The sequence below is a fragment of the Inquilinus sp. NPDC058860 genome (assembly GCF_042743185.1).
Lineage (GTDB): Bacteria > Pseudomonadota > Alphaproteobacteria > DSM-16000 > Inquilinaceae > Inquilinus.
Map to the genome: position 1 here is coordinate 219,614 of NZ_JBHYMS010000001.1, position 25,052 is coordinate 244,665.

The 25,052-nt window shown below is 69.6% G+C and carries 17 protein-coding genes; 11 read left to right on the forward strand and 6 right to left on the reverse strand.

The window, feature by feature from the left end; translation table 11 throughout:
- Nucleotides 1-206 precede the first annotated feature (206 nt).
- Entirely contained in the window at nucleotides 207-920 is a 714-nt protein-coding gene (locus ACFW16_RS01055) for a PP2C family protein-serine/threonine phosphatase (protein WP_380300968.1), read from the forward strand.
- 110 nt (nucleotides 921-1,030) lie between these two features.
- On the opposite strand, the gene ACFW16_RS01060 is transcribed toward ACFW16_RS01055, so the two are convergent.
- From ACFW16_RS01060 to tssK, 6 genes are all read right to left on the reverse strand, one after another.
- Nucleotides 1,031-2,803, reverse strand: a complete 1,773-nt coding sequence (locus ACFW16_RS01060; RefSeq protein ID WP_380300970.1) for a hypothetical protein — start codon at nucleotides 2,801-2,803, stop codon at nucleotides 1,031-1,033.
- A 66-nt stretch (nucleotides 2,804-2,869) separates the two neighbouring features.
- Entirely contained in the window at nucleotides 2,870-3,637 is a 768-nt protein-coding gene (gene tagF, locus ACFW16_RS01065; protein WP_380300972.1) for a type VI secretion system-associated protein TagF, read from the reverse strand.
- Nucleotides 3,619-7,224: a type VI secretion system membrane subunit TssM gene (gene tssM, locus ACFW16_RS01070; RefSeq protein WP_380300974.1), complete on the reverse strand. Its 3,606-nt coding sequence runs from the start codon at nucleotides 7,222-7,224 to the stop codon at nucleotides 3,619-3,621. The genes tagF and tssM overlap by 19 nt, the downstream gene beginning before the upstream one ends.
- A gap of 14 nt (nucleotides 7,225-7,238) precedes the next feature.
- On the reverse strand, nucleotides 7,239-8,525 hold the full coding sequence (gene icmH / locus ACFW16_RS01075; RefSeq protein WP_380300976.1) for a type IVB secretion system protein IcmH/DotU: 1,287 nt from the start codon (nucleotides 8,523-8,525) through the stop codon (nucleotides 7,239-7,241).
- Nucleotides 8,518-9,990 carry a type VI secretion system-associated FHA domain protein TagH gene (tagH, locus tag ACFW16_RS01080; protein WP_380300978.1) on the reverse strand — a complete coding sequence of 491 codons (1,473 nt, stop codon included), beginning with the start codon at nucleotides 9,988-9,990 and terminating at the stop codon, nucleotides 8,518-8,520. The genes icmH and tagH overlap by 8 nt, the downstream gene beginning before the upstream one ends.
- 27 nt (nucleotides 9,991-10,017) lie before the next feature.
- A complete protein-coding gene (tssK, locus tag ACFW16_RS01085) occupies nucleotides 10,018-11,355 on the reverse strand; it encodes a type VI secretion system baseplate subunit TssK (RefSeq protein WP_380300980.1) in 1,338 nt (445 codons plus the stop codon).
- 303 nt (nucleotides 11,356-11,658) lie between these two features.
- On the opposite strand from tssK, the gene tssA reads away from it, so the two are divergent.
- The 10 genes from tssA to ACFW16_RS01135 all read left to right on the forward strand — a co-directional run bounded on the left by tssA (nucleotide 11,659) and on the right by ACFW16_RS01135 (nucleotide 25,046).
- A complete protein-coding gene (tssA, locus tag ACFW16_RS01090; protein ID WP_380300982.1) occupies nucleotides 11,659-12,645 on the forward strand; it encodes a type VI secretion system protein TssA in 987 nt (328 codons plus the stop codon).
- A 35-nt stretch (nucleotides 12,646-12,680) separates the two neighbouring features.
- Nucleotides 12,681-13,235 (forward strand): type VI secretion system contractile sheath small subunit, encoded by a 555-nt coding sequence (gene tssB, locus ACFW16_RS01095; protein WP_380300984.1) that lies wholly within the window; start codon nucleotides 12,681-12,683, stop codon nucleotides 13,233-13,235.
- A 2-nt stretch (nucleotides 13,236-13,237) separates the two neighbouring features.
- Nucleotides 13,238-14,740: a type VI secretion system contractile sheath large subunit gene (gene tssC / locus ACFW16_RS01100; RefSeq protein ID WP_380300986.1), complete on the forward strand. Its 1,503-nt coding sequence runs from the start codon at nucleotides 13,238-13,240 to the stop codon at nucleotides 14,738-14,740.
- Between the two features lie 97 nt (nucleotides 14,741-14,837).
- Nucleotides 14,838-15,371, forward strand: a complete 534-nt coding sequence (locus ACFW16_RS01105; RefSeq protein WP_380300988.1) for a type VI secretion system tube protein Hcp — start codon at nucleotides 14,838-14,840, stop codon at nucleotides 15,369-15,371.
- A gap of 68 nt (nucleotides 15,372-15,439) precedes the next feature.
- Entirely contained in the window at nucleotides 15,440-15,946 is a 507-nt protein-coding gene (gene tssE, locus ACFW16_RS01110; RefSeq protein WP_380300990.1) for a type VI secretion system baseplate subunit TssE, read from the forward strand.
- Nucleotides 15,946-17,832, forward strand: coding sequence for a type VI secretion system baseplate subunit TssF (tssF, locus tag ACFW16_RS01115; RefSeq protein ID WP_380300992.1), 1,887 nt, complete (start codon nucleotides 15,946-15,948; stop codon nucleotides 17,830-17,832). Before tssE ends, tssF begins: the two co-directional genes overlap by 1 nt.
- Nucleotides 17,796-18,887 carry a type VI secretion system baseplate subunit TssG gene (tssG, locus tag ACFW16_RS01120; RefSeq protein WP_380300994.1) on the forward strand — a complete coding sequence of 364 codons (1,092 nt, stop codon included), beginning with the start codon at nucleotides 17,796-17,798 and terminating at the stop codon, nucleotides 18,885-18,887. Before tssF ends, tssG begins: the two co-directional genes overlap by 37 nt.
- On the forward strand, nucleotides 18,887-21,532 hold the full coding sequence (gene tssH, locus ACFW16_RS01125) for a type VI secretion system ATPase TssH (protein WP_380300996.1): 2,646 nt from the start codon (nucleotides 18,887-18,889) through the stop codon (nucleotides 21,530-21,532). The genes tssG and tssH overlap by 1 nt, the downstream gene beginning before the upstream one ends.
- Before the next feature lie 13 nt (nucleotides 21,533-21,545).
- Nucleotides 21,546-22,886: a hypothetical protein gene (locus ACFW16_RS01130; protein ID WP_380300998.1), complete on the forward strand. Its 1,341-nt coding sequence runs from the start codon at nucleotides 21,546-21,548 to the stop codon at nucleotides 22,884-22,886.
- Nucleotides 22,887-22,967: 81 nt separating this feature from the next.
- Nucleotides 22,968-25,046 (forward strand): type VI secretion system Vgr family protein, encoded by a 2,079-nt coding sequence (locus tag ACFW16_RS01135; protein ID WP_380301000.1) that lies wholly within the window; start codon nucleotides 22,968-22,970, stop codon nucleotides 25,044-25,046.
- The last annotated feature ends 6 nt before the right edge of the window (nucleotides 25,047-25,052 follow it).

Below are 25,052 nucleotides of genomic sequence, written 5' to 3' on the forward strand. Positions count from 1 at the left end.
GCATGGCCATTGGCGGGCAAAAGCATCGGAAATACTGCTTCATCCGCCGGTGAGCGCCACGCCGTCCCGAGACATATCACCATACCACTTTCGTATGAAGAGATTCCGCTCCGAAGCCGCCTAGGATGAGTTCATGGCGCGCACACAGGCGGAACGGGAGGAACGGTTGCGGAGAGACAGCAAGGCCCCTCCGGCCCGGTAGCCGCATGGTCGAGCATCGATACGACTGGGCGGCGAAGACCGATGCCGGGGCCGTGCGACGGCACAATGAGGATGCGTTCCTCCTGCGACCCGAGTTTGGGCTGTGGGCTGTCGCCGACGGCATGGGCGGCCATCTGCGCGGCGACCACGCCAGCCGCATGATCATGGAGGCCCTGGCGCAGGGCCACGTTCAGATCGAGGAGATCCGCGCGCGGCTCACCACGGCCCACCGGGCACTGGTGGCAGAGGCCACCGGCCTCGGCGACGGCGCGGTGATCGGCGCGACGGTCGTCGTCCTGGTCGTCCGGGACGGCCGCTTCACCTGCCTGTGGGCGGGAGACAGCCGGCTGTACCGGCTGCGCGACGGGGTGCTGCGGCAGATCACCCGCGATCATTCCTACGTCCAGCGCCTGATCGACAACGGCAGCCTGACGCCCGAGGAGGGGCGCCGCCATCCCGGCGCCAATGTGATCACGCGCGCCGTGGGCGCCACGGGGCCGCTCGAGCTCGACATGGCGCAGGGCGACAGCCGGCCCGGCGACGTCTATCTGCTGTGCAGCGACGGCCTGACCAATGTCGTGGCCGATGCCGAGATCGCGGACCGCCTGGCCGCCCTGCCCTGCGAGGAGGCGTCGGCCGCGCTCCTGGACCTGGCGCTGGCGCGTGGCGCCCCCGACAATGTCACTCTTATCGTGCTCGCCCATCTCGCGGACGTCTGAAACCGGCGATCCCATTGAAGGATCGTCATTGCGAGCGCAGCGAAGCAATCCAGGGCAGCTCGCATCGGCCCGGGCCGGCCTCCGGGTGCGGAGACCGGCCCGGTGAGAGCCTATGCCGCGGCCGCGGCGCCCGTCGCTTCGATCCGCTTCAGCCCCTTGGCCACATGGTCGAGGCCGTCGACCAACGTCTTGCCGACCGTGGCCTTGACGTCGTCGAATGGAGGCTTGTCGAGCAACTCGACGATATTGTTGCCTTTCAGATAGTCGAGATTCGTCTCGACGGTGCCCATGACGAGCTCGATCGCCTTCGACCGGGCCTCTCCTTCCTGCTTGGGGATGTCATCCAGCTGCTGGGAGATCTCCTGGTCGATCTGCAGGAAGATGTCGTCAACATGCTTCCAGGTCCCGCCGAGCCTTTCCACCGGGACCCCAAGGATCTGGTTGACCCGATTCTTCACCTCCTCCTTCTGCCCCATGGCGCTGTTGCGGTGCATCTCCCAGAATTCCCGAATGCTTTCGACAATGCCGGCGATCTTGTCCGTCGGCTTGAAGCCCAGCAGGCGGGTCAGCCCCTGGTCGTTCTCGAGCATCGGCTTCATTGCCTTGAGCACGCGTTCGACGATCCCGGCATTGGCCGCCGCGTCACCTTCCCTCCAATGCCCCGTCACCATCTTCGCGATGTTGTCGGATCTGGCTTCGTTCGGGGGATAGGGCAGCAGCCGCTCCATGGCCTTCATCTTGGCCAGGTCGAACAGCGTCTTCGTCACCTCGTCCTGGCTGAGAGCGTCGCTCGGGACGGCGCGGAGATCGATCCCGTCCACCGTCGCCTCTTCGGGCTCGGTGCCGTCGTCGGCAGCAGACATGTACGGCTTCCAGCGATCGGCCGTCTGGCTTTCGTCGACATGCTGGAGGTACCGCAGATTATCGGCGTATGCCAGCATCAGGGTCAGCCTGGCGGCGAGATTGTGCAGCCGCATCTCCCGCTCTTCCTCCGGCACCGCGGCCAGAGCGATCGCAAACGCATCCGCGATCTTTCCCAGCACCTGGTCCTGCTCGGCCATCTGTCCTACGCCGATCTGCTGGCTCGAGATCAGATCGAGAGCGGCGATCGTCCCGGCCTTGGCAGCGACCTGTTCTCTCAACTCCGGCGAGAGGGCCTCCATCGCCCGCGAGGTCCTCGCCTCCTCGGGGCTTTCATCCTCCTCGTCGGAGTCGCTGTCCTCAGCCGACAGATCCACGCCCTCCGTCAGATCTTCGTCCGGCACCTCCTCCCCGGCCTCGCTTTCCGGGGGAGTGAAGATCGGCGCCGAGTCTTCCGGATCCGAGTCCAAATCCTCGCCGACCAGCGGGTCGGACATCGGCTGCTCAGCCGCGCCAGCCGGCTGAGAGGTCTCGTTCTCGTCACGCTCCACATCATCATCTTTAAGATTCAGATACTTATGATTCTCCGCCAACATCTTTGTAAAAACCAGATCTTGATCTTCGGTCACCGGACCATCGATCACAATTTTTTTCTTTCCCTCTTTAAAATCATTAAAATACTCTTGAATTCTTTCTTTCGCTCTGCTGATATTTCCTTCCCTCAGATCCACTCTGATACTGGCACCATCGTATCTCAACCAGCCGACCACATCGACTTTGACCGGATCTTTGGACGCAAACTTTTTCTTAGTGATTTTGTTGTCATATGCCATCTTCTTGAGCGTCGTCTCCACCGTCTCGATACCGACGCCCCTGACGATGACGACCGAGGTTCCGTCCTTGTAGAAGCCGCCGGCAAAGCAGCAGCGAATATCCGTGCCCTTATCGTCTGTCTTGCCTTGGGTCTGCTCGATCAGACTCATGAACTTCCTTGCCCGTTCCTTCGTGTGTGGCTTCGGCATGATCTGTCTCCTGTCGTTCTGGTCGAAAATGAAAAGAGGTTGATGCGGAGCGGCAGGACCGGACGGTCACCCCTCCCGGTCCCATTCGTCGTCTTCGATCCCGCCGCGGGTCGGCGGCCGGACGGACCAGCCGTGCAGCGCCCAGCGGCCGTCAATCAGCGCCGGGAAGCCGTCCGGCGCGACCAGTCCGGCGCTGACCGCCACGCCCGGCGGCACATGCCGGGCGCCGGTCGTCCACCACAGGGCCCCGCGCCCGGCCAGCGCCGCGGCAGCGGCCGGCGCCGCCGAGGCGATCGGAAGCTCGATCCAGGTTCCGGCCCCGCCCTCCCGGACCGGAGCCGGAGAGGCCGACACACCGCGGACGACCGACCAGGGCGGCAGGTCGCGGCCGAACTCCGCCGGGTCGAAACCGTCGGCCAGGGCGTCGAGCGCCAGGGCCTCGGCGGCGGCGAACCAGGCGCCGCTGCCCGCCATCAGGCCGACCGGGTCGACCGGCCGCTCGATCTCCTGCCCCAGCATCAGCGGGAAGCAGCGGCCGACCGCGTCGACGCTCGGCATCAGCACGCCGATCAGCATGGACCGGCCGCAGGCGCCGGCCGGCAGGATGAAGCGCCACAGCGGCGCGACGAAGAACAGCTCGGCCCAGTCGGCGCCGATCGCGGCCTCGCCGGCGGCGAGCGCCTGCTGCAGCCAGGCGTCCCAGCGGCCGACCGTCTCGGGCCGCAGCCCGGCGCCGACGAAATCGGCGCGGGCCGGCAGCTTGCCGTAGAAGCCGCAGGGCCGCCCGGCCGCGATCGCGGCCGGGATGCGGGAGTTTACAGATCCTGCGGGCATCGGAACTGCGACAGCAGCTTGCCGGACAGCGGGTTCATCACGCTGTCGGCCTGGAGGATCAAGGTCGCCCAATGGGTGCCGGCCGCCAGCCGCAGCTGCAGCCGGTCGGAACCGCCGAGGCGCCGCGGGGCCGCCTGATCCAGCAGGCGGAACAGGCCCCAGGCGCCGGTCCGGGACAGGGTCGCGTCCTGGCCGCCGGTGAAGGTGACCGAGGCGCCGCCGACGCCGCCGGTCGCCGGCCAGCGGAAATGCATCGCCGCGGACTGGCCCCGCCGGCTTTCCAGCCGCTGGCCGTCGATGTCGACCACCACCGTCTCGGTCGACGGGTCGGTCTCGGCGACGGTCAGCACGAAGCCGACCGAGGGCTGCGCCCCGGCGTCCTGGAACATGCTGTCGCGGATCGCCGCCGCCCGCTCGAACTGGGCCAGGGTGCCGCGGTCGAGCCGGAAGTCGACATTGCCGGTCGGCCGCACCTTCCACGACCCTTCCGACATGTCGACGAAGGGCGCCAGGTTCTCGGCGAAGAAGCTGTCGATCGCGCCGTTGCGGCCGAACAGCCGGCCGAAGTCGCTGAGCGGGACGTCCTGGGCGGAGCCGGGGGTGAAGGGATAGCGCCCCTCGGTCGCCCGCTGGCACAGGGCACCGGGGCCGCTGCTCCAGACGCCGGTCAGCTGGCGCTTGGCGCCGGTGATCGACAGGTCGGAGCTGGTGCGGCTGACGCCGAGGATCCATTGCCGGATCGGCTCCGGCAGGTTGGCCGCGCCGGCTTCGATCCGGCGGATGGCGACGGCCGCCTGGTCGCCCTTCTGCAGCGAGCCCGCGCCGCCTAGCCCCTGCATCTCGCTGAGCGAGCGGTACAGGCCGCCGAGGTCGCGGATGGCGCTGTCGATCGGCGCCTGGGCGTCGGCCTGGCTGTTCGGCGGCACGTCGACCAACTGGTGCAGCGACTGGAAGTGATCGTTCAGGTAGCGCCGGGCGATGGCCTCGGGCGCGTCCGCCGCGGCCTGCGGCCGGAACAGCGCCTCGAGCTTGCTCGGCGGCACCTTGCCCGGCTGCGCGGCGCCGTCGCCGGCCGGCGACGCGTCGTCGGGCGCCGGCGGCCGCTCCAGCTTGGTCTCCTGCGCCGCCGCGACCAGCAGCAGGCGGATCGGCGAGGTCGGCGCGGCCAGCGTGTTCAGGGTGCGCAGCGAATCGTCGACCGTCCGCATCGGCCGGATGGCGACGTCGCCGATCAGCCGGTCCCAGCGCAGCGCGAATTCCTGGGCATAGAGCGCCGTCGCCTCGCGCTGCAGCTTCAGGCTGGCCTCGCCGCCGGCCGGGGCCGCGGCCGCCTGAGGGTCGAGCACCCAGCCGTCGGCGGCGACGGCGTCGGCCACCTGCGGCAGCTGCGGCAGGAAGGCCTCGTAGAAGCCGGCGCTGGTGTAGATGCCGGGGATGCCGGCGCCGAGGGGCTGCCCGGACCGGCGGGTCAGCACGCCCTCGGCCACCGGCCCGGCATGGTCGGCCAAGCGCCAGCTCGGCTCCCCCACAGCCTCGGGGCTGGCCACGACGGCGTCGAGCACCCGGCGGGCGAGCGAGACGCCCTGCAGCCCGGCGCGGCTCTTCTCGATCAGCTCGCCGTTCAGCCCGATATTGGACAGGGGGCCTTCCAGCAGGGCGTCGAGATGGCCGGCCAGCGCGCGGCGCAGCCCGGCATCGGCATCGCCGGGGAACTGCACGCCCCAGTCGAGGGCCATCCAGCTGCGGACCACATCGCGCTGCAGCGGCCCCTGCTGCCCCAGCATCAGATAGACCTTCAGCGCCTCGTACAGGAACGCCGGATCGTCCTGCCGCCCCGCTAGCACCGTCTCCAGCCGCAGGATCAGGCGCGGCAGCAGCAGGGTGTTGAGGGCGTGGCGATAGGCCGCCCGCGTCTGCACCCCGAGCTTGTCGCTCTGGTCCAGGCCGAAGCCGGCGAGGCGGTCGGGCGCGGCATCGCCGTCGGCATAGCCGGTCGGGATCTCGCGCAGCTTCTGCAGCAGCGGCACGACCGGCCGCAGATCGGCGCTGTCGACCCGGTCGAGCTTCAGCGAGTTGGCCTCCGCGGCGTAGCTGCTGGCGGTCAGCCGGACGTTTTCGATCAGGTCGACATTCCGGCCGTAGCTGGTCGCCCACAGGATGCCGGCCACGGCCACCGCCGCCGCGATCCCGGCGTAGAGGCCGTATTGCAGCCGCCGCCGTCGCCGTTCGGCACGGGGGTCGGCGTTGACCAGACCGGCTTCGGCGAAGACCACCTCGCGCAGCAGCCGGCTGATGAAATAGCTGCGCTTCTGCCCGCCGAGCGTCGGGCGCGGCGGCCGGGCGACGTCGAAGGTGCGCGACATCGCCTCGACCACGCGGTCCAGCGGCGTGCCGACCTGGGTTCCGCTGACGAAGTAGACGCCGCGGAGCATGATCGGCTCCTCGAAGGAGTTCGGGGCGAAGGCCTCCTGCATGAACTGGTGGGTCAGGTGCTTCAGGCTGGCCACCTGCTGCGGGAAGCCGAACACCAGGGCGCGGCGCTGGATGTCGCTCTCCTGCTGCATCCGCTCCAGCAGCCGCTCGCCGAGGCGGCCGACCAGCGCGTCGTATTCGGCCTCGTAGGCCTCCATCGGGCCGCCCTCGCGCTCCGGCTCATGCGCGAAGGTGAAGCCCCAGACGGCCTCCCGCCCCTCGCGGCCGAGATCGTCGAAGAACTCGACGAAGCCGGCCAGCAGGTCGCTCTTGGTCAGCATCACATAGACCGGCAGCCGCAGGCCGAGCTCGCGGTACAGCTCGAGCACGCGCTGGCGGATCCGGGCGGCGTGGTCGAGCCGCGCCTCCTCGGAGGTCGAGGTCAGCTCGCTGATGCCGATCGCCACCAGCACGCCGTTCAGGGGCTGGCGCCGTCGATGGCGCCGCAGCAGCCGCAGGAACCCCAGCCACGCCGCCTTGTCCTGTTCGGCGTCGCTGTCCTGGGTCATGTAGCGGCCGGCGGTGTCGATCAGCACCGCGTCGTCGGTGAACCACCAGTCGCAGTTGCGCGTGCCGCCGACCCCGCCGACCGCCTTGCGGCCGAACTTCTCCGCCAGCGGGAAGCTGAGGCCGGAGTTGACGATCGCGGTGGTCTTGCCCGACCCCGGCGGGCCGATCATCACGTACCAGGGCAGCTGGTACAGCCAGCGCCGGCCGCTGGCGCCGGCGAAGCGACGCCCCTTCAGCGTGGCCAGGGCCTCGCGGAAGCGGCCGGAGATCGTCTCCAGCTCCCGGCCCGCGGCGGCGGCACCGTCGCGCCCGCCGCTCCGCGAGGACTCCGCGGCACCGGCCTCGTCCTTCTGCCCGATCCCGGACAGGGCATTCGAGACCCGCGATTGGACGAGGCTCTGGAAATGCGACTGGATCAGGTAGGTCACGCTGTATCCGACCGGGATCAGCATCGACGCCATGAGCTGGCTGCTGAGGTTGTCGAGCGGAGAGAAGCCCGCGATCGAGATCAGCGGCCCGAGCGTGAAGATCAGGGCACAGACGATCCCGGTGCCGAGGCCGACATAGAGCCATTTCGACCGGAGCGCGCTCTTGATGGACTGCATGGCCGTCCGTTCCCTCAATTCGTCTTGCTGATGATGATTTCGGTCCGGCGGTTCTGCTGGCGGCCCTCCGGCGTGTCGTTCGGCGCCACCGGCTCGGTGCTGCCCCTTCCCTCTTCCCGCACGCGCCCGGGCTCGTTCATTTTCGAGGTGATGATCTCGCCGACCGATTTGGCGCGAGCGACCGACAGGTGATAGTTCGACGGGAAGGCCAGCGACCGGATCGGCGTCGAATCCGTGTGCCCGGTCAGCAGCACCGCCCCCGGCTGGTCGTTCAGCGCCTCGCCGATGCGCAGCAGCAGCGGCTCGAACCGGCTCTTCACCGTCGGGCTGGCGGAGTCGAACATGCCGGCGCCGCGGATGGTGACGACGATCTGCTGGGCGTCCTCGGCCACCGTGACCAGACCTTCGCGGATCTCGGGCTCGAGGAAGCGCCGCAGCTTGTCGCCGCGCATCACGATCACCGGCGGCGGCGCCGCCCGCGCCAGGCTGACCGCGCCGGTCGGCGGCAGCGCGGCAAGCTGGTCGAACACCAGGTCGGAGCGGCCGTTCAGCGCGAACAGCAGCCCGGCATAGAGCAGCAGCAGCAGCGCCGCGCCCGCCGCCCCGACCACCCAGGCCGGGACGATGCCGCGCAGCGGCTTGCGGGCCGCCGCCACGCCCCGCCAGTGGGGGGAGATGTCGCGCTCGAACTCGCCGCGGGCCGCCCGGATCAGGCGGTAGACGTCCTCGCGCAGCACGCTGAGCTCGGAGGCGCCGCGGGACGCGACCCGGAACCGGCCCTCGAAGCCCAGGCTCATGCAGTAGTAGAGCAGCTCCAGCAGGTCGACATTGACGCCCGGGTCCTTTTTCAGCTGCGCCAGCAGGTCGAAGAACCGGTCGCCGCCCCAGGTCTCGCTGAACAGCGACCCGACCATGCTGCGCGTGGTCCAGACGCTGCGGCTGCCCCAGGGCGTGTTCAGGACGATGTCGTCGATGGTGGCGCAGAGCGCGTATTTGCTGGCCTTGATCGCCCGCGGCGCCAGGCCCAGCGGGGTGACCCGGCGCTCGAAGGCGTCGATCTCGCGCAGCACCCGGAGACGCAGCCCCTCGACATCGGGATGGCTGGCGCTGTTCTTGAGCTGGGCGCAGAGGCCGAGCAGCGCCGCCGCGGCCGCGACCAGCGGGCCGAGCCGGTCGAGCGCCAACGCCTCCCAGAACCGCTCGGCCGGCGAGGCCGGGGACGGCGGCACCAGGGTCAGCCGCCCGCCCGGATTGGGCCGGGCGGCGGGACCGCGCGGCAGCAGGACGGTTTCCTCAGTCATCGCCATCCAGCCCTTTCCCTTCCGGATGGGTGCTGCCATCCGTGTCCCTGCGTTCCGGTCCCCGCGGGCGCGAGGTTTCGGCGCGATAGGCGCGCGCGAAGTCGGCGCCGAAGATCCGCAGCGCGTCGTTCTCGAGGCCGGAGACCACGTCGTCGAAGATCCGCCGGTACTCGTCCCAGCCGCGGGCCTTGCGGGTGCCGGGCCAGTGCCAGCCGGCCTGCCCGACTGCCCGCTCGACCGAAGCCGGCGACAGACGGTCGCAGACGCTGCGCAGCGCCTCCTGCAGCGCCGCCAGCATCGCGACCTCGTGCGCCCTGATGTCGGAGAAGGCCTGCTCGACCGCCGCGTCGCCGCGGATGAAGCCCGGGATCTCGACGCAGAGGAGCGTGCGCATCGCCTCCTTCGCGTCCAGCGTGAACTTCAGCGGGTTGTTGCCGGAGCGCTCGATCATCGTGCGCTCGAGGCCGAATTCCTGCTTGGCGAGCCGGCGGGCCGAGAGGATGCCGTGCAGCCCGGCGACGGAATGCAGCAGCATCCGCCCTGCCCGGTCCATCACGGCGGTGAGGTCGGCCGCGCCGACATCCGCCGGCGACAGGCCGCAGGCGGCGAGGAAGGCGGCCACGGCGCGATCGGCGTCACCGCTGGAGCCGGCCGGCTGATCCGCCGCCGGCCGGGGTGGCGGGGCAGGCTGCGCCTCCGGCTGCGGCGGCGGGGCCTCGAGGATGTCGTCGTCGTCCGGGGGACTGACGATGTCGACCCTGGTGAAGGCCGGCGCGGGTTTTGCGGCCGGCGCCGCGCCGAGCTCCGCCATGATGTCCCAGTCGTCGGGGATCGCCTCGACGCCGGACCTGGGCTGCACGAAGACGGCGGCATGCTCCGGCACGTGGTCCGCATGGGAGGCGGCCGGCTTCCGGACGGCCGACCAGTCGTCCGCCGGCGGCTCCGGCGGCGCGCCGAAGCCCGGGGCCGGCAGCAGGTCGCCGTCGATCCCGCCGAGCAGCGGCTCCTCGCGCCGGCTGGTGATGCCGCCGCCGAGCCCGGGCCCCATCTGGACCGTGCCGAGGAAGCTCAATTCCTCCGCCGAAGGCGCGGTGCGTTCCGCCGGCTCGTCGGCCTCGACCGCAGCCGGCGTCGAGCCCGGCGCCGCGACGACGTCGATCCGGTAGCTGCCGATCTGGATGACGTCGCCGGCCTTGAGCGCCACCGGCACCTCCCGCGGCAGCGCCTCGGCCTCGTCGTTGAGGAAGGTGCCGTTGCGGCTGCGGTCGATCAGGACGAAGCGGCCCTCCGCCGGCTCGATCGAGCAGTGATGCTTGGAGATGGTCTGCTGCGCGTCACGCAGAACCAGGCCGTTGTCGTCGGCCCGGCCGATGGTCAGCCCCGACTCCGCCTCGACCAGACCGTCGGGTCCGATGGTCCCAGGCAGGCCGGGCTCGGTGCTGTCTACGCGGAGGACGAGGGCCATGGGGGACACCAGGTCGGTTGCGGGTTGCTACTGGCCACGGATGGCCCAGAGCGCCATTTCGAGGTTCGGGAAGTCGCCGGCGACGTGCAGCGCCAGGCCGCCGGAATGGCGCATGTCCTTCCAGAACGGGCTCTGCTGATCGACCTCGAAATAGGTGACGCCGACATGGAAGGGGATCTGCCGCGGCGCCACCGGCAGCGGGTTGATGATGATCCCCGGCAGCGCGACGTTGACGAGCTCCTTGATCTTCTCGGCCGGGCCGATCTTGATCTGGGTCGGGAATTCGCGGCGCAGCCGGTCGACCTCGACATCGGCGCGGGCGGCCAGGACGAAGGTCGCGGTCGTGAACAGCGAGCGGTCGGCGACCTCGGCGATGTGGACACCGTATTTGTGCTGCCTGAGCGGCACCGGCACCGCCGTCTGCTCCAAGACGGCGCTGAGCGAGGCCCGGATCGACTGGATCACCGGCCGGAAGCTGAGCGCCAGGTCCTCGTGCCTGTAGCCGCCGAAGGCCGGTGGCCGCTTCTCGGTCCGGGCATAGGTCGCCAGCTCGCCGGCGAGCTGGACCATCAGGCCGTACAGCGCTTCCGGATGCACCACCGCGGCGCCGGAGAGGTGCGAGAAATAGGGCTCGTAGCGGTTGATCGCCTGCAGCAGCAGGAAATCGGCGATCTCGGCCACGCCGCGCGTGCCGGACTGCGACACCCGGGCGGCCAGGGCCTCGCCGCGATGGTGCAGCAGGCCGGTGATCTCGGTGATGAAGTTGGCGAGGGTGCGGGAGCCGGCGCAGTCCATCGTCGGCGGGATGTGCGTGTCGTCGAGCACGACCTGCCGGTCGGCCCGGACCTCGACCAGCCGGGCGATCGGCAGGCAGGAGAAGCCGGCCCGGTCCGCCCCGTCCGGCAGCAGCTGGAAGCGCAGCCGCGCCACCTCGATCGAGGCGCCGTCGCGCTCGCCGGCATTGGTGTCGACCAGGTCCTGGTCCGCCACCGCGAAGCGGATCGGCACGTCGGTCGCGGCGCGCCCGTCGGTCTCGACCGCCCCGGGCTGGTACAGCGGCACGGCCAGGTGGATCAGCGAATCCCGCAGATGCTCCGGCACCTCATAGGGGATCGGCTGGTCGGCGTCGTCGGGGATGCTGAACGGCGTGCCGTCCTCCATCACGCCGCGGGCCGTCTCGATCGCGATCTTGCCGAGGCTGAGCAGCTCGCGGTTCAGCCGCAGCTCGGTGACGCCCCAGCCATAGCCGCGCAGGGCGGCCGTCCGGCTGCGGACGAGCTTTTCGACATAGCGGTCGCTCTGCTGGAAATGCTGCGGCCGGAGGAACAGCCCTTCCGACCAGACGACCCTGTTGTCCCAAGACATCCTGCTCGCTCCGCATCATTCGAGGCCGCTCGGGCATGGGCCCGGGCCGGCGATCGAGGATGCGGACACTCTGACGGCTGACGGCGCGGCCCTCGCATGCGCAGTTGATATCCGGTCATTCGGGATCGGGATGCGGCGCACGCGCCGCAACATGCCCGCATATCAATCGCGCATGCAGTCCGGCGCTGAGGCTTCGCTAGATTCCGGAAATCGAACGACCGCCCCTTCCCCCGGATCTTCTTGCCTTTACTGCCGGGACCCGAAGGTGGCGCGAACCGGAAAGCCGCAGTGACGGACATGGTCATGCTCGACGCAGATCATCTGCTGAAGCCGGTCGACGACGGCGATGCGTGCGGCGAGGCCCTCGACTACGATCTGGGCTTCCTCGAGCTCGAAATGGCGTCGCAGGGCAAGCCGGGCCAGCAGATCGGCGATGCCGTCGTGGCCGACGAGCCCCCCGACTGGCGCGAGGTCTGGCGCCTGGGCCTCGACCTCGCCGGCCGCACCAAGGATCTGCGCATCGGCGTGCTGCTGGCGCGCTCGGCCCTCAACCAGTCCGGCTTCTCCGGCCTGCGCGGGGGGCTCGAGCTGCTGGCCGGCTATGTCGAGCAGTTCTGGCCGGATCTGCATCCGCGGCCGGATGCGGAGGATGGCGACGATCAGACGGTGCGCCTCAACACCCTGGCCAATCTGTGCGATCCGGCCGGGCTGATGGCGGAGATCCGCCTGGTTCCCCTGACCGCGTCGCGGCAGTTCGGGAACTTCACGCTGCGCGACTGCATCGAGGCGCAGCGGCCCGGCGAGATCGACCTTGCGGCCGTCGAGCGCGCCTTCGGCGACACCGACCCCGGCCAGCTCGACCAGGCCGGCGCCGATCTCGACGCCGCCCTGGCCGCCGCGATCCGCCTGGACGCCGGCGTCAAGCAGCGCGTCGACATCACCGAGGCCGTCCGCTTCGATCCGCTGATCGCCCTGCTGCGCCAGGCCAAGGAGCTGGTCGACGCCCACCGGCCCAGCGCCGCGCCGGCAGCCGAGGCCCCTGAGGGAACGACGGCTCCCGCGGCCGCCCTGTCCGGCGAGATCCGCGACCGCAACGACGTCATCGGTTCGCTCGACCGGATCTGCCGCTGGTACCGGGCGAACGAGCCGGCCAGCCCGGTGCCGGCCCTGCTGGAACGGGCGAAGCGGCTGGTCTCCAAGGACTTCATGGCTCTGCTCCTGGAGCTCGCGCCGGAGGGCGCCGCTCATTACCGCTCGATCGCCGGCCTGGCGGCCGACGAGAGCCCCTGACGACCGGAGCCGCCCCACACGAGGAGAATGAAGAGATGGCAAAGGCCAGCAGTCAGAAGTTCATCGCGCGCAACCGGGCGCCCCGGGTCCAGATCGAATACGACGTCGAGACCTACGGCTCGAACAAGAAGGTGCAGCTGCCCTTCGTCGTCGGCGTCATGTCCGACCTCGCCGGCAACCCGACCGAGGCGCTGCCCCCGGTGGCCGAGCGCAAGATGATGGAGATCGACATCGACAATTTCGATGATCGTCTCCGGTCCCTGAAGCCGCGAGTGGCGCTGCGGGTGCCGAACCGGCTCACCGGCGAAGGCCAGCTGGCCGTCGACCTGACCTTCGAGAGCATGGACGATTTCTCGCCGGCGGCGGTGGCCCGCAAGGTCGAGAGCCTGAACCGGCTGCTCGAGGCGCGGACGCAGCTGTCCAACCTCCTGACCTACATGGACGGCAAGAACGGCGCCGAGGAGCTGGTCGCCCGGCTGCTGGCCGATCCCGCGCTGCTCAGCGCCCTCGGCCGCGCCCCCAAGCCCGAAACCCCCGAGGAGAAGACGGACGCGCTTCCGTCCCCGGCCCCAGAGACGGAGGAGAACTGACCATGTCGTCCGCAGTCACCAGGTCCGCCGAGGCGCAGGCCGCCCCGGCCACCACGGTCGATCCCGGCGATTTCGCCAGCCTGCTGCAGCGCGAGTTCAGGACCCGGTCGGACCAGGCCCAGGAGGCGGTGGAGACCGCCGTCCGGACCCTGGCCGAACAGGCCCTGCGCGACACCTCGGTGATCAGCGACGACGTCGTCGACACCATCCAGTCGATCATCGCGTCGATCGACCAGAAGCTGTCGGCGCAGATCAACGAGGTCCTGCACCACGAGGAGTTCCAGCAGCTGGAATCGGCCTGGCGCGGCCTGCATCACCTGGTCTTCAACACCGAGACCGACGAGACGCTGAAGATCCGCGTCTTCCCGATCTCGAAGAAGGAGCTGTCCCGGACGCTGCGCAAGTACAAGGGCATCGCCTGGGACCAGAGCCCGCTGTTCAAGAAGATCTACGAGGAGGAGTACGGCCAGATCGGCGGCGAGCCCTATGGCTGCCTGATCGGCGACTATTACTTCGACCACAGCCCGCCGGATGTCGAGCTGCTGTCGGCGGTGTCGCAGATCGCGGCGGCGAGCCACGCGCCGTTCATCTCCGCCGCCTCGCCGCATCTGCTGCAGATGGACTCCTGGCGCGAGCTGGCCAATCCGCGCGACATCACCAAGATCTTCCTGACGCCGGAGCATGCCGCCTGGCGGTCGTTCCGCGACGGCGAGAACTCCCGCTACGTGGCGCTGACCATGCCGCGCACCCTGGGGCGCCTGCCCTATGGCGCCAAGACCAACCCGGTCGACGAATTCGCCTTCGAGGAGGAGTCGGACGGCGGCGACAGCGCCAAGTATCTGTGGACCAACGCCGCCTATGCCATGGGCGTGAACATCACGCGCTCGTTCAAGCTCTATGGCTGGCTGTCGCGGATCCGCGGCGTCGAATCCGGCGGCCTGGTCGAGGACCTGCCGGTTCACACCTTCCCCAGCGACGACGGCGGCGTCGACCTGAAATGCCCGACCGAGATCGCGATCAGCGACCGGCGCGAGGCCGAGCTGTCGAAGAACGGCCTGCTGCCGCTGCTGCACCGGAAGAACACGGATCTCGGCGTGTTCATCGGCGCCCAGACCGTCAACAAGCCGATCAAGTACGAGGACCCGGACGCGTCGGCCAATGCCGAGCTGAGCGCCCGGCTGCCCTACATCTTCGCGACCTGCCGCTTCGCCCATTACCTGAAATGCATGGTCCGCGACAAGATCGGCACCTTCAAGGAGCGGCACGAGGTCGAGGAGTGGCTGAACCAGTGGATCCAGGGCTACGTCCACCCCTCGCCTGAGCTGGGCAGCGAGGAGAGCAAGGCGCAGCAGCCGCTGTCCTCGGCCGAGGTCAAGGTCGAGGAGGTCGCGGACAACCCCGGCTACTACACCGCCCGGTTCTACCTGCGGCCGCACTACCAGCTCGAGGGCCTGACCATCTCGCTGCGGCTGGTGTCGCGCCTGCCGTCGGCCCGCAAGGCCTGACGATCCGCTCCCTCGGCGGAAGGAGGTCGCATGCGGCACGGCTGATCCCCGACAGACTTCAACCCCATCCAGAATCACCAGATGAAGGAAGACGATCATGGCGTTCGACGCGGTCATGTTGTTCACCGCAGCGTCCAAGGACGGCATCCAACCCAAGGGTGAATCCCTCATCCTGAAGGACGGCATCACGCTGGCCGACGAGTGGAGCTTCTCGCTCGAGAACAAGCTCAACATCGGCCCCCACACCAGCGGCGCCGGGTCCGGCAAGGCCGAGTTCGAGGTCTTCACCGTCAAGAAGCAGGTGGATACGGCCTCGCCCCATCTGTACGTGGCCTGCGGCCGCGGCGCCCATTTCAGCAATGTCGACCTGAAGCTGTTCAAGGCGACCGGCTCCGGCACAAGCACGTCCGGCACCAACCTGTTCCTGCACTGGACCTTCAACATGCTGGCCGTGGAGAAGGTCGAATGGTCCTACGCCGAGGAAGCCCCGGAGGAGACGGTCACCTTCCGGTTCGGCGCCTGCAAGGTCATCTACTACAAGCAGAACGACAAGGGTGCCCTGACGAAGCAGGGCGAGGGCATCTGGAACCAGATCGCCAACAGCACAGACTTCACCAAGCTCGTCGCCTGACGGCGTCGCGACCGGCCGGCGCCCCCGGCCGGTCGCCCTTCCCTCGTCCATCCCCACCCAGGTGAATCATGGCCAGAGCCGTCAAGCGGGACCTGGTCCAGCCGTCGCTCCTCGACCGGCTGACCGACGACCAGCCGCGCAGTGCGACCGAGGCGCAGGACCGGCGCAGCTTCTCGGTGCGCCAGCTGCGGGAGGTGATCCTGCGCGACATCTCATGGCTCCTGAACACCAACCAGCTGGCCGCGACCGTGGACCTGCAGCCCTACCCCCATGTCGCCGCCAGCACGCTGAACTACGGCATCTGGCCGCTGGGCGGGCACATCCGTGAAGGTGTCGACGCCAACGCCCTGCGGCAGGAGATCCTCGCCAGCCTGCACCGCTTCGAGCCGCGCCTCTTGCCCGACAGCCTGAGGGTCACGGCGATCGAGGACGGGCAGGACACCGGCTCTCTCCATTTCCGGATCGAGGCCGATCTATGGGCGCATCCGGTGCCGCTGCGCATGGTGATGCGCACCGAGGTCGACCGCGAGCTCGACGTCGTCCGCGTCGTCGAGATGCGCGCGGAGAACGGCTGATGGATCCCAGGCTGCTGCGCCTCTACAACGACGAGCTCGCCTATATGCGCGACATGGGGGCCGAGTTCGCCCGCGCCTTTCCCAAGGTCGCCGGCCGGCTCGGCATGGAGACGACCGAGGTCGCCGACCCCTATGTCGAGCGGCTGCTCGAAGGCTTCGCCTTCATGGCGGCGCGGGTGCAGCTGAAGCTGCAATCGCGCTTCCCGGATTTCACCCAGCATCTGCTGGAGCTGGTCTACCCGCATTTCCTGCCGCCGGTGCCGTCGATGTCGATCGTCCGGTTCGAGCCGGACCCGGAGGCCGGGCGGCTGGAGAACGGCTATCTGGTGCCGCGCGGGACCAAGCTGTTGAGCCAGCTGGCCCCCGGCGCCGTCACCCATTGCGAGTTCCGCACCGCCCATGACGTCCAGCTGTGGCCGGTCGCAGTCAGCGCCGTCGACTACTATGCGACGCCGGGGCAGCTCTCGGCCCTGCGCCTGCCGGGCCGGCAGGCGGTGAAGGCGGCGCTGCGCCTGCGCCTGCGGACCACCAACGGACTGCCCTTCGCCAAGCTGGCGCTGAAGGCCCTGACGCTGCACCTCACCGGGCCCGGCGGCATCGGCGCGGCCCTGGCCGAGCAGCTGGTCGCCGACACCCGCGCCATCGTCGCCCGGCCGGTCAGCCGGCCCTTGCCCTGGCAGGAGACGATCCCGCGGCAGGCGCTGCGGCAGGTCGGGCTGGAGCCGGGCTGGTCGCTGCTGCCCGAGGTCCCCCGCTCCTTCGACGGCTATCGCCTGCTGCAGGAATACTTCGCGCTCGCGGACCGGACGCTGTTCGTCGAGCTCGGCGGCCTGGCCGACGCGGTGGCGCTGTCGACCACCGAGGAGCTCGAGATCGTGTTCGCGCTCGGCCGCGCCGAGCCGCGGCTGGAGCGCCATCTCGGCCCGCAGAACATCGCCCTGTTCGCGACCCCGGCGGTCAACCTGTTCGAGCGCCAGGCCGATCGGATCCATGTCAGCGACAAGCATTACGAGCACCATGTGGTAGTCGACCGAATCCGGCCGCTCGACATCGAGCTGCACTCGATCCTGGAGATGAGCGGCGAGGGCGAGAGCGGCGACGCGGCGCCGATGCCGTTCCTGCCCTTCTACAGCATCCACGAGCACGGGCGGCGCGAGCAGCATTCCAGCTACTACACGGTGCGGCGCGAGCAGCGCCTGCTGTCCGAGCACCAGCGCCTGCACGGCACGCGCACCGGCTATATCGGCAGCGAGACCTTCGTCTCGCTGGTCGACCGCCAGGCCGCCCCCTATTCGGCCGATCTGCGCCAGCTGTCGCTGCGCTGCCTGTGCTCGAACCGGGACCTGCCGCTGCTGCTGCCGATCGGCCGGGGCGAGACCGACTTCACGCTGGAGATCGGCGCCCCCGTGACCAGCGTCCGCTGCCTGTCGCTGCCGAGCCGGCCGCGGCCGTCCTTCGCCAATGGCGATGTCGCCTGGAAGCTGATCAGCCACCTGTCGCTGAATTACCTGTCGATCACCAATTCCGACCGGCCCGACCACCAGGGCGCCGAGGCGCTGCGGGAGCTGCTGCGCCTCTATGTCGATCCGGACGACGCCTCCGCCACGCGCCAGATCGACGGCATCCGGGAGGTCCGGTCGAAGGCCGTGGTCCGGCGCCTGCCCGGCGGCGGGCAGGCCGCGGTGGCGCGCGGCATCGAGATCGGCGTCACCCTGGACGAGGCGGCCTTCGAAGGCGTCGGTACCTTCCCGCTGGCCTCGGTGCTGAACCTGTTCTTCGCCAAATACGTCTCGATCAACGGCTTCACCGAGATGGTGCTGTCGACCCTGCAGCGCGGGGAGGTGATGCGATGGCCGCCGATGATCGGCCGCCGGGCGGTGGTCTGATGCCGGACGCCCTCGACAGCTTCCTCGGCGCGGTCGCGGCCGAGCCGCACGCCTTCGACGTCTTCCAGACGCTGCGGCGGATCGATGCCTTGAGCCCGGACCGCCCGCGGCTGGGGGAATCGAGCCGGCCGGGATCGGACCCGGTGCGGATCGGGCAGCAGCCGGCCCTGGCCTTTCCGACCCGGCCGATCGCAGGCCTGACCGAGGCCGATGAGGAAGGCGGCTCCGCCCGGCTGGCCACCTATGTCTTCGGGCTGTTCGGGTCGAACGGCCCGCTGCCGCTGCATCTGACCGAATACGCCCATCTGCGGCAGCACAATGCCGGCGACGAGACGCTGGTCCGCTTCGCCGACATCTTCCACCACCGCATGGCCTCGCTGTTCTTCCGCGCCTGGGCCGAGAGCGAGCCGACGGTGAGCCACGACCGGCCGCAGCAGGACCGCTTCGCCCTGCAGCTCGGCGCCCTGGCCGGCCTCGGCATGGAGTCGCTGCAGGAGCGGGACGCGATGCCCGACCTGGCCAAGGTCCATTTCACCGGCCGGCTGGCCTCGCACACCCGCAACGCCGAAGGGCTGGGGTCGATCCTCGCCAGCTTCTTCACGGCGCCGGTCGAGATCCGCGAATTCGTCCCGAAATGGGTCCAGCTGCCGCGCGACGCGCTGTGCCTCCTGGGCCGCGACCCGGGCACCGGCACGCTGGGCAGCACGGCCACCGCCGGCGCCCGCATCCAGGTCTATCACCACCGGTTCCGCATCGTCATCGGCCCGCTGGGCCTGGCCCAGTACGAACGGCTGCTGCCCGGCGCCCCCGGCCTCGACAAGATGGCCCAGATCGTCCGCAACTATGTCGGCGACGAGCTGGACTGGGAGGTCAACCTGGTCCTGCGCCGCGACGAGGTGCCGGCGGTCCGGCTGGGCCGCAGCGGCCGGCTCGGCTGGACCGGCTGGATGGGCAAGCGCAAGTCGCGGCGCCACGCCGACGACTTGGCGACGACCCCGCCCCTTCCCGGCCCGACGGAAGCGGCATCCCCCGAAACAGCCTCGTGGAGTCCGTGATGACGGGCATCAGCCGCCGGAACCTGTTCAGCAAGCTGAACGCGCCCTGCTACGCCGCGATCGAGAGCGCCACGGCGTTCTGCAAGCTGCGCGGCAACGCCTATGTCGAGCTGGTCCATTGGCTGCACCAGCTGAACGAGGTCGCCGATTCCGATTTCGGGCGGATCCTGCGCAGCTTCGGCGTCGACCCGGGCATCATGGCGCGCGACCTGACCCGGGCGCTGGACCGGCTGCCGCGCGGCGCCACCGCCGTCTCCGACCTGTCGCAGCATATCGAGGACGCGACCCAGGAGGCCTGGCTGGTCGCGACCCTGGCCTTCGGCGACGACCGCATCCGCTCCGGCCATCTCCTCTATGGCTGCCTGTCGAGCCGCCCGCTCAGCCACGCCCTGCTCGCGATCTCCCCCGAATTCGGCAAGCTGGCGCTGGACCGGCTGCGCGACGGCTTCGAGGCGATCACCCGCGGCTCGCCCGAGGTCACGGCCGCGCAGGCGCTGGTGGAGGCGGCGGACGGGACCTCGCCCTCGGCGGCGCCCGGCGGGCGTGGCGGCGCCCTGGCGCGCTACACCGTGGACCTGACCGCGAGCGCCAGGGCCGGCAAGCTCGACCCGGTGATCGGCCGCGACCCCGAGATCCGGCAGATCATCGACGTGCTGATGCGGCGGCGGCAGAACAACCCGATCCTGACCGGCGAGGCGGGCGTCGGCAAGACCGCCATCGTCGAGGGCCTGGCGCTCAGGATCGTGGCCGGCGAGGTGCCGGCGCCGCTGCGCGACGTCGGCCTGCACGCGCTCGACCTCGGCCTGCTGCAGGCCGGCGCCGGGGTGAAGGGCGAGTTCGAGCAGCGCCTGCGCGACGTCATCGCCGAGGTCCAGGCGGCGCCGCATCCGGTGATCATGTTCATCGACGAGGCGCACACGCTGATCGGCGCCGGCGGCCAGGAGGGCACCGGCGACGCCGCCAACATGCTGAAGCCCGCCTTGGCCCGCGGCACGCTGCGGACCATCGGCGCCACCACCTGGGCCGAGTACAAGCGCTACATCGAGAAGGACCCGGCGCTGAGCCGGCGCTTCCAGGCCATCCCGGTGGCCGAGCCGGACGAGCCGCAGGCCGTCACCATGATGCGCCGCATGGTGCGGACGCTGGAGGCGCATCACGGCGTCGAGATCCTGGACGAGGCGGTGGAGGCCGCGGTCGCGCTGTCGCGGCGCTACATCCCGGCCCGCCAGTTGCCGGACAAGTCGCTGAGCCTGCTCGACACCGCCTGCGCCCGCGTCGCCGTCAGCCGCCACGCCCGCCCCGACCGGCTGGAGCATCAGCGGCAGCGGATCGACGCCCTGACGCTGGAGCTGGAGATGCTCGGCCGCGAGGAGGCCGATGGCGCCGATGTCGGCGAGCGTCGGGCGGAGGTGGAAGAGGCGTTCGAGGAGGCCAGGCAGGAGGCGGCCCGGCTCGACGTCCGCTGGCAGGCCGAGCGCAGCCTTGTCGAGCAGATCCAGCGGGCCCGGGCCGCGCTGCGCGCCGACGGCACCGCCGACCCGGCCGAGCTGCGGCGGCTGGACGGCGAATGGCGCGAGATCCAGGAGGAGGCGCCGCTGGTGCTCGACCGGGTCGACCGCAATGCGGTGGCCGCCGTGGTGCAGGACTGGACCGGCATCCCGGTCGGCCGCCTGCTGAAGGACGAGGCCACCACCCTGCTGTCCCTCGCCGATGCCCTGGGCCGGCGCGTCGTCGGCCAGGACCATGCCATGGAGGCGATCGCCCAGCGGGTGCAGACCAGCCGCGCCGGCCTGGACGATCCCGCCAAGCCGATCGGCGTCTTCCTGCTGTGCGGCCCGTCCGGCGTCGGCAAGACCGAGACGGCGCTGGCGCTGGCCGAGACCCTGCTGGGCGGCGAGGGCAACCTGATCACCATCAACATGAGCGAGTTCCAGGAGGCGCACACGGTCGCCTCGCTCAAGGGCGCCCCGCCCGGCTATGTCGGCTACGGCCAGGGCGGCGTGCTGACCGAGGCCGTGCGCCGGCGGCCGCATGCGGTGATCCTGCTCGACGAGATCGAGAAGGCGCATCCGGACGTGCACGAGATCTTCTTCCAGGTCTTCGACAAGGGCGTGATGGAGGATGGCGAGGGCCGGAAGATCGATTTCCGCAACACGCTGATCCTGCTGACATCGAATGTCGGCGGCGAGTCGATCGCGAAGCTGTGCGCCGGGGCGCGGCCGGAGCCGGAGGTCCTGGAGCGCGCGCTGCATCGGCCATTGCGCGAGGTCTTCCCGCCGGCCCTGCTGGGCCGGATGACCGTCGTCCCCTACTACGCGCTGAGCGACGCCATGCTGGACCGCATCGTGCGGCTGCGGCTGGACCGGATCGCCGACCGCATGATGCAGGCGCACAAGGTGCCGCTGACCTTCGGCGACAGCGTTGCCGAGACGGTCGCCGCCCGCGCGCGCCAGGTCGACACCGGCGGCCGGATGGTCGACGCCATCCTGACCGGCACGCTGCTGCCCGCGGTCAGCCGGCACATCCTCGCGGAACAGCGCGAGGGCCGGCCGATCGGCCCGCTGCATCTCGACGTCATGGACGGCGCATTCGCCCTGAACATCGCCGACCGCCTGGTCGCCGAACCCTCTCCAACATTCGATTGAAGGTTCCCAGACGATGACCGCAATGACTGACAGGTTCTCGGCATGGCTCGCCGGGCTCTGCGGGACGAGGACGATCCGTCCCGAGGACGACCTCGAAGCCCAGTGGGAGGCCATCGAGCTCGACCGGATCTCACGAATGAACCTCGCCCCGGTGGACAACGTCACCTGGGGCGATGAGGTCGAAGACGGCTGCAGGGTCGGCACCCTTCAGGGCCGGCGGGTTGTGGAGGGCACGGTCGATGGACGGCAGGTCGTCATCGAACGATCGCAGACCGGCGAGATGCGGCTGCTCACATCGACTTTGGAAGCCGGAGAGAGTGTCCTGTCCGGCGGGACCGGCACCTTCATTCCGGAAAGGCTCGCCCCGAAGGCCAGGGAGTCCCTGCCGAACGACGACACCTACGAGGTCTATGACGGGGTCTATAACGGCCGGCTGGTCGAGGTGCTGCGCGCGCCCGGCTCGGACAGCTTTCGCATCAAGGAGGTCGAGCGCGACGGCAGCGGCGCGGTGACGCTGGTGAAGGCCGGCGCCCTGGTCAAGCCCGCCCGGGCGGGCAGCGCGGAGTTCGTCGACTGGGTGACTGTCCTGCCGGCCACCCCGCTGTCCGCAGGCGCCTCGGCAATTGCCGTCCCGGACGGCGAGAAGCCCAAGACGGTCACCAAGGCGAAGGCGACCACCGGAAGCCCGATCAAGGAGTTTCCGAAGAGCGGCCTCGTCGAGATCGGCAAGGACGAGAACCGCAAATTCTACATCCCGGTTCACGTCCGGACGCGAAAGGTCGAGAACACCTTGGGAGGCCCCCGCGTCCAGGACGACCCGGCGGAGCTCGTCTACGCCGAGTACCGTCCAACGGCGCCGGGCATATGGGGCGAAGGCACGCTGGTCCTGGAGAGCAAGCCGGGCGCGAAGGACGAGGCCGACGGACCGGCCGTAAAATACGACGCCCATAACGGCCGCTGGGTGTCGCCCGAGGAGTACCGGAAGGCCGTGGACCACTTCGTCCACGCCACCATGGAGGCCGTCGACCAGGGCATCATGATCTGCTTCAAGGACAAGATCGACGACGCCCTGGCCCTGCAGATGGAGGCTTTCAGGAGTCAGGTCCGGGACCTGAGCCGGCAGGCCATCTCCAACGAGATCACCGAGGCCAAGTTCCAGGAGGGCGTGTCCAAGATCCTCTCCGACATCGGCAAGAAGGGCGAGGACACCAAGTACAGGAACAGGTCGGACCAGCAGATCAACTGGACGCGCGTGTCCCAGGTGGTGTCGCCGCTGATCGCCCTCACCATGGGCGCCGTCTCAATGTACCTGATCCAGCAGTACAGAGCCGACAGACTCGCGGCTGCTCCGTAGCCGCCCAATATCGCCACGCACCCCCTGCAGTCCGGCGACCAGGCGCGATCGCACCCGCAGCAGACCCGGTGGAACATCACCATGCCCCTGTCGACGATCGAAACCCTGCTGAAGGACAACCGTTTCGCGGCGGTGACCTCGGCCGCGTTCCAGCTGAACGAGGTCTATCTCCGGCGGCTGAGAGGCGTCGAGCGGCTGGGCGAGCCATTCCTCTACGAGGTGACGCTCGCCAGCCCCGACCCGATCCAGACCTTCGCCAAGGTGCCCGGCCAGAGCCTCACGGTCGGCCTCAAGCTCAAGGGCACGGCGACGCGCTTCTTCCACGGCATCGTCACCCGGTTCCAGTATCTCGGCCTCGACGACACCGAGCGCCTCAACTACGTGGCGGAGGTGCGGCCCTGGCTGTCGCTGCTCGACTATCGTCGCAACAGCAGGATCTTCCAGAACAAGACCAGTCTCGAGATCATCACCCAGATCTTCCGGGAGCATAAAGGCACCTTCAAGGGCCGGCCCACCGGGCGCCTTCCGCGGCGCCCCTATTGCGTCCAGTACGACGAGACCGACCTGGCCTTCGTCAGCCGGCTGATGGAACAGGACGGCATCTACTATTACTTCGAGCATGCGGAGAACCGGCACGACCTGGTGCTGGTCGACGACGCCTCGAGCCACAAAGCCTGCACGCCGCAGGTGGTGGAGACCCATCACAATCTCCGGCCGGCCCGGAACCTCCACCAGGAGGATCTGATCCTGCGCTGGGAGGAGGTGGTGTCGATGCAGCCGGACAGGGTCGTCCTCAACGACTACGACCACGAGCAGCCGAGGGCGAATCTCGAGGCCGTGGCGCGCGTCCCGTCCGTGAAGGTCGGCGGCATCCCGCCGCACAAGAGGTCGACGGGCGTCTTGAGGCTCCCCGCCGGCGCACCGGTCATGGCGGCCAAGACGACGACCGCCCGGGGCGGCGCCTCGCCGACGCAGGAGACCTTCATCTATCCGGGCCGCTACATCGAGAAGAAGGACGGCGATTTCTACGCCACGATCCGGGCCGAGGAACTGGCCTGCAACGCCTATCGCGCGCGGGTCGAAAGCACGGCGCGGCAGATCACGACCGGATCGATCTTCACCGCGGCGAACCCGTTCTACTACGGCGACGTCGGGTCCCGCCCCAGGCCCACCGAGCGCTTCCTGGCCGTGGGGAACGAGTTCACGGTGGTCGGCGAGGTCGGAGAGGTCGGCGGTAGCGGGGAGAACGCCGTCGACGCGAAGGGCGACCGCTTCCTCTACCGCAGCATGATCGAGATCATCCCCGCGACCACCCAATACCGCCCGCTGCGCCGCACGCCGGCGCCGGTGATCCAGGGGCCGCAGACCGCCGTCGTCGTCGGCCCCAAGGCCGAGACCATCACCACCGACAAGCTCGGCCGCATCAAGGTCCAGTTCTTCTGGGATCGCGAGGGCAAGAAGGACGACAACAGCTCCTGCTGGATCCGGGTCGCCCAGAGCTGGGCCGGCAAGGGCTTCGGCGGCCTGATCATTCCGCGGGTCGGCCAGGAGGTCGTGGTCGATTTCATCCACGGCAACCCGGACTGGCCGCTGGTGACCGGGGTCGTCTACAACGCCGCCAACGATCCGCCCGAGACCCTGCCGGCGGACAAGACGCGGTCGACCTTCCGGACGCACACCGACCGCGGCGCGGTCAACGCCTATAACGAGCTGCGCTTCGAGGACAAGCAGGGGCAGGAGGAAGTCTATCTCAAGGCACAGAAGGACCACAATGTCGAGGTCGGCGACGTCTATTCCATCGACGTCAAGACGCAGTACGTCCTGACCTCCTCTCCCACCGCGATGGCGCCGGGGCCGGCCGCCGCGACGACGCCCGGCAGCAGCCGGATCGAGGTCACCCCCGACAAGATCCGCTTCGTGGTGAACGGGCTGACCGGGCCTCAGATCATCGAAATCAGCGCCACGGGCATCGCCATGATCGGCACCACGATCGGCATGATGGCGAGGCCCGCCCGCGCCGGCGCCATCGTCTCGATGCCGCCGGCGATCCCGGCCCCGCCCACGCCGGCCTTGGTGCAGGCCCTGGCTGCGGCGGGGCTGCCGCCGCCCGCCCCCGAATTGCCGACGCCGCCGCCATCGCCGAAGCTGGCGCCGGTGTGACCGCGG

Excerpts from the sequence above, each read along its gene's own strand:
- tssF (WP_380300992.1), top strand. The coding sequence starts at position 15,946 with ATGGATCCCAGGCTGCTGCGCCTCTACAACGACGAGCTCGCCTATATG.
- tssC (WP_380300986.1), top strand. The coding sequence starts at position 13,238 with ATGTCGTCCGCAGTCACCAGGTCCGCCGAGGCGCAGGCCGCCCCGGCC.
- tagH (WP_380300978.1), bottom strand. The coding sequence starts at position 9,990 with ATGGCCCTCGTCCTCCGCGTAGACAGCACCGAGCCCGGCCTGCCTGGG.
- tssA (WP_380300982.1), top strand. The coding sequence starts at position 11,659 with ATGCTCGACGCAGATCATCTGCTGAAGCCGGTCGACGACGGCGATGCG.
- tssE (WP_380300990.1), top strand. The coding sequence starts at position 15,440 with ATGGCCAGAGCCGTCAAGCGGGACCTGGTCCAGCCGTCGCTCCTCGAC.
- ACFW16_RS01060 (WP_380300970.1), bottom strand. The coding sequence starts at position 2,803 with ATGCCGAAGCCACACACGAAGGAACGGGCAAGGAAGTTCATGAGTCTG.
- tssM (WP_380300974.1), bottom strand. The coding sequence starts at position 7,224 with ATGCAGTCCATCAAGAGCGCGCTCCGGTCGAAATGGCTCTATGTCGGC.
- ACFW16_RS01135 (WP_380301000.1), top strand. The coding sequence starts at position 22,968 with ATGCCCCTGTCGACGATCGAAACCCTGCTGAAGGACAACCGTTTCGCG.
- ACFW16_RS01130 (WP_380300998.1), top strand. The coding sequence starts at position 21,546 with ATGACCGCAATGACTGACAGGTTCTCGGCATGGCTCGCCGGGCTCTGC.
- tssB (WP_380300984.1), top strand. The coding sequence starts at position 12,681 with ATGGCAAAGGCCAGCAGTCAGAAGTTCATCGCGCGCAACCGGGCGCCC.
- icmH (WP_380300976.1), bottom strand. The coding sequence starts at position 8,525 with ATGACTGAGGAAACCGTCCTGCTGCCGCGCGGTCCCGCCGCCCGGCCC.
- ACFW16_RS01055 (WP_380300968.1), top strand. The coding sequence starts at position 207 with ATGGTCGAGCATCGATACGACTGGGCGGCGAAGACCGATGCCGGGGCC.
- tssH (WP_380300996.1), top strand. The coding sequence starts at position 18,887 with ATGACGGGCATCAGCCGCCGGAACCTGTTCAGCAAGCTGAACGCGCCC.
- tssG (WP_380300994.1), top strand. The coding sequence starts at position 17,796 with ATGGCCGCCGATGATCGGCCGCCGGGCGGTGGTCTGATGCCGGACGCC.
- tssK (WP_380300980.1), bottom strand. The coding sequence starts at position 11,355 with ATGTCTTGGGACAACAGGGTCGTCTGGTCGGAAGGGCTGTTCCTCCGG.
- ACFW16_RS01105 (WP_380300988.1), top strand. The coding sequence starts at position 14,838 with ATGGCGTTCGACGCGGTCATGTTGTTCACCGCAGCGTCCAAGGACGGC.
- tagF (WP_380300972.1), bottom strand. The coding sequence starts at position 3,637 with ATGCCCGCAGGATCTGTAAACTCCCGCATCCCGGCCGCGATCGCGGCC.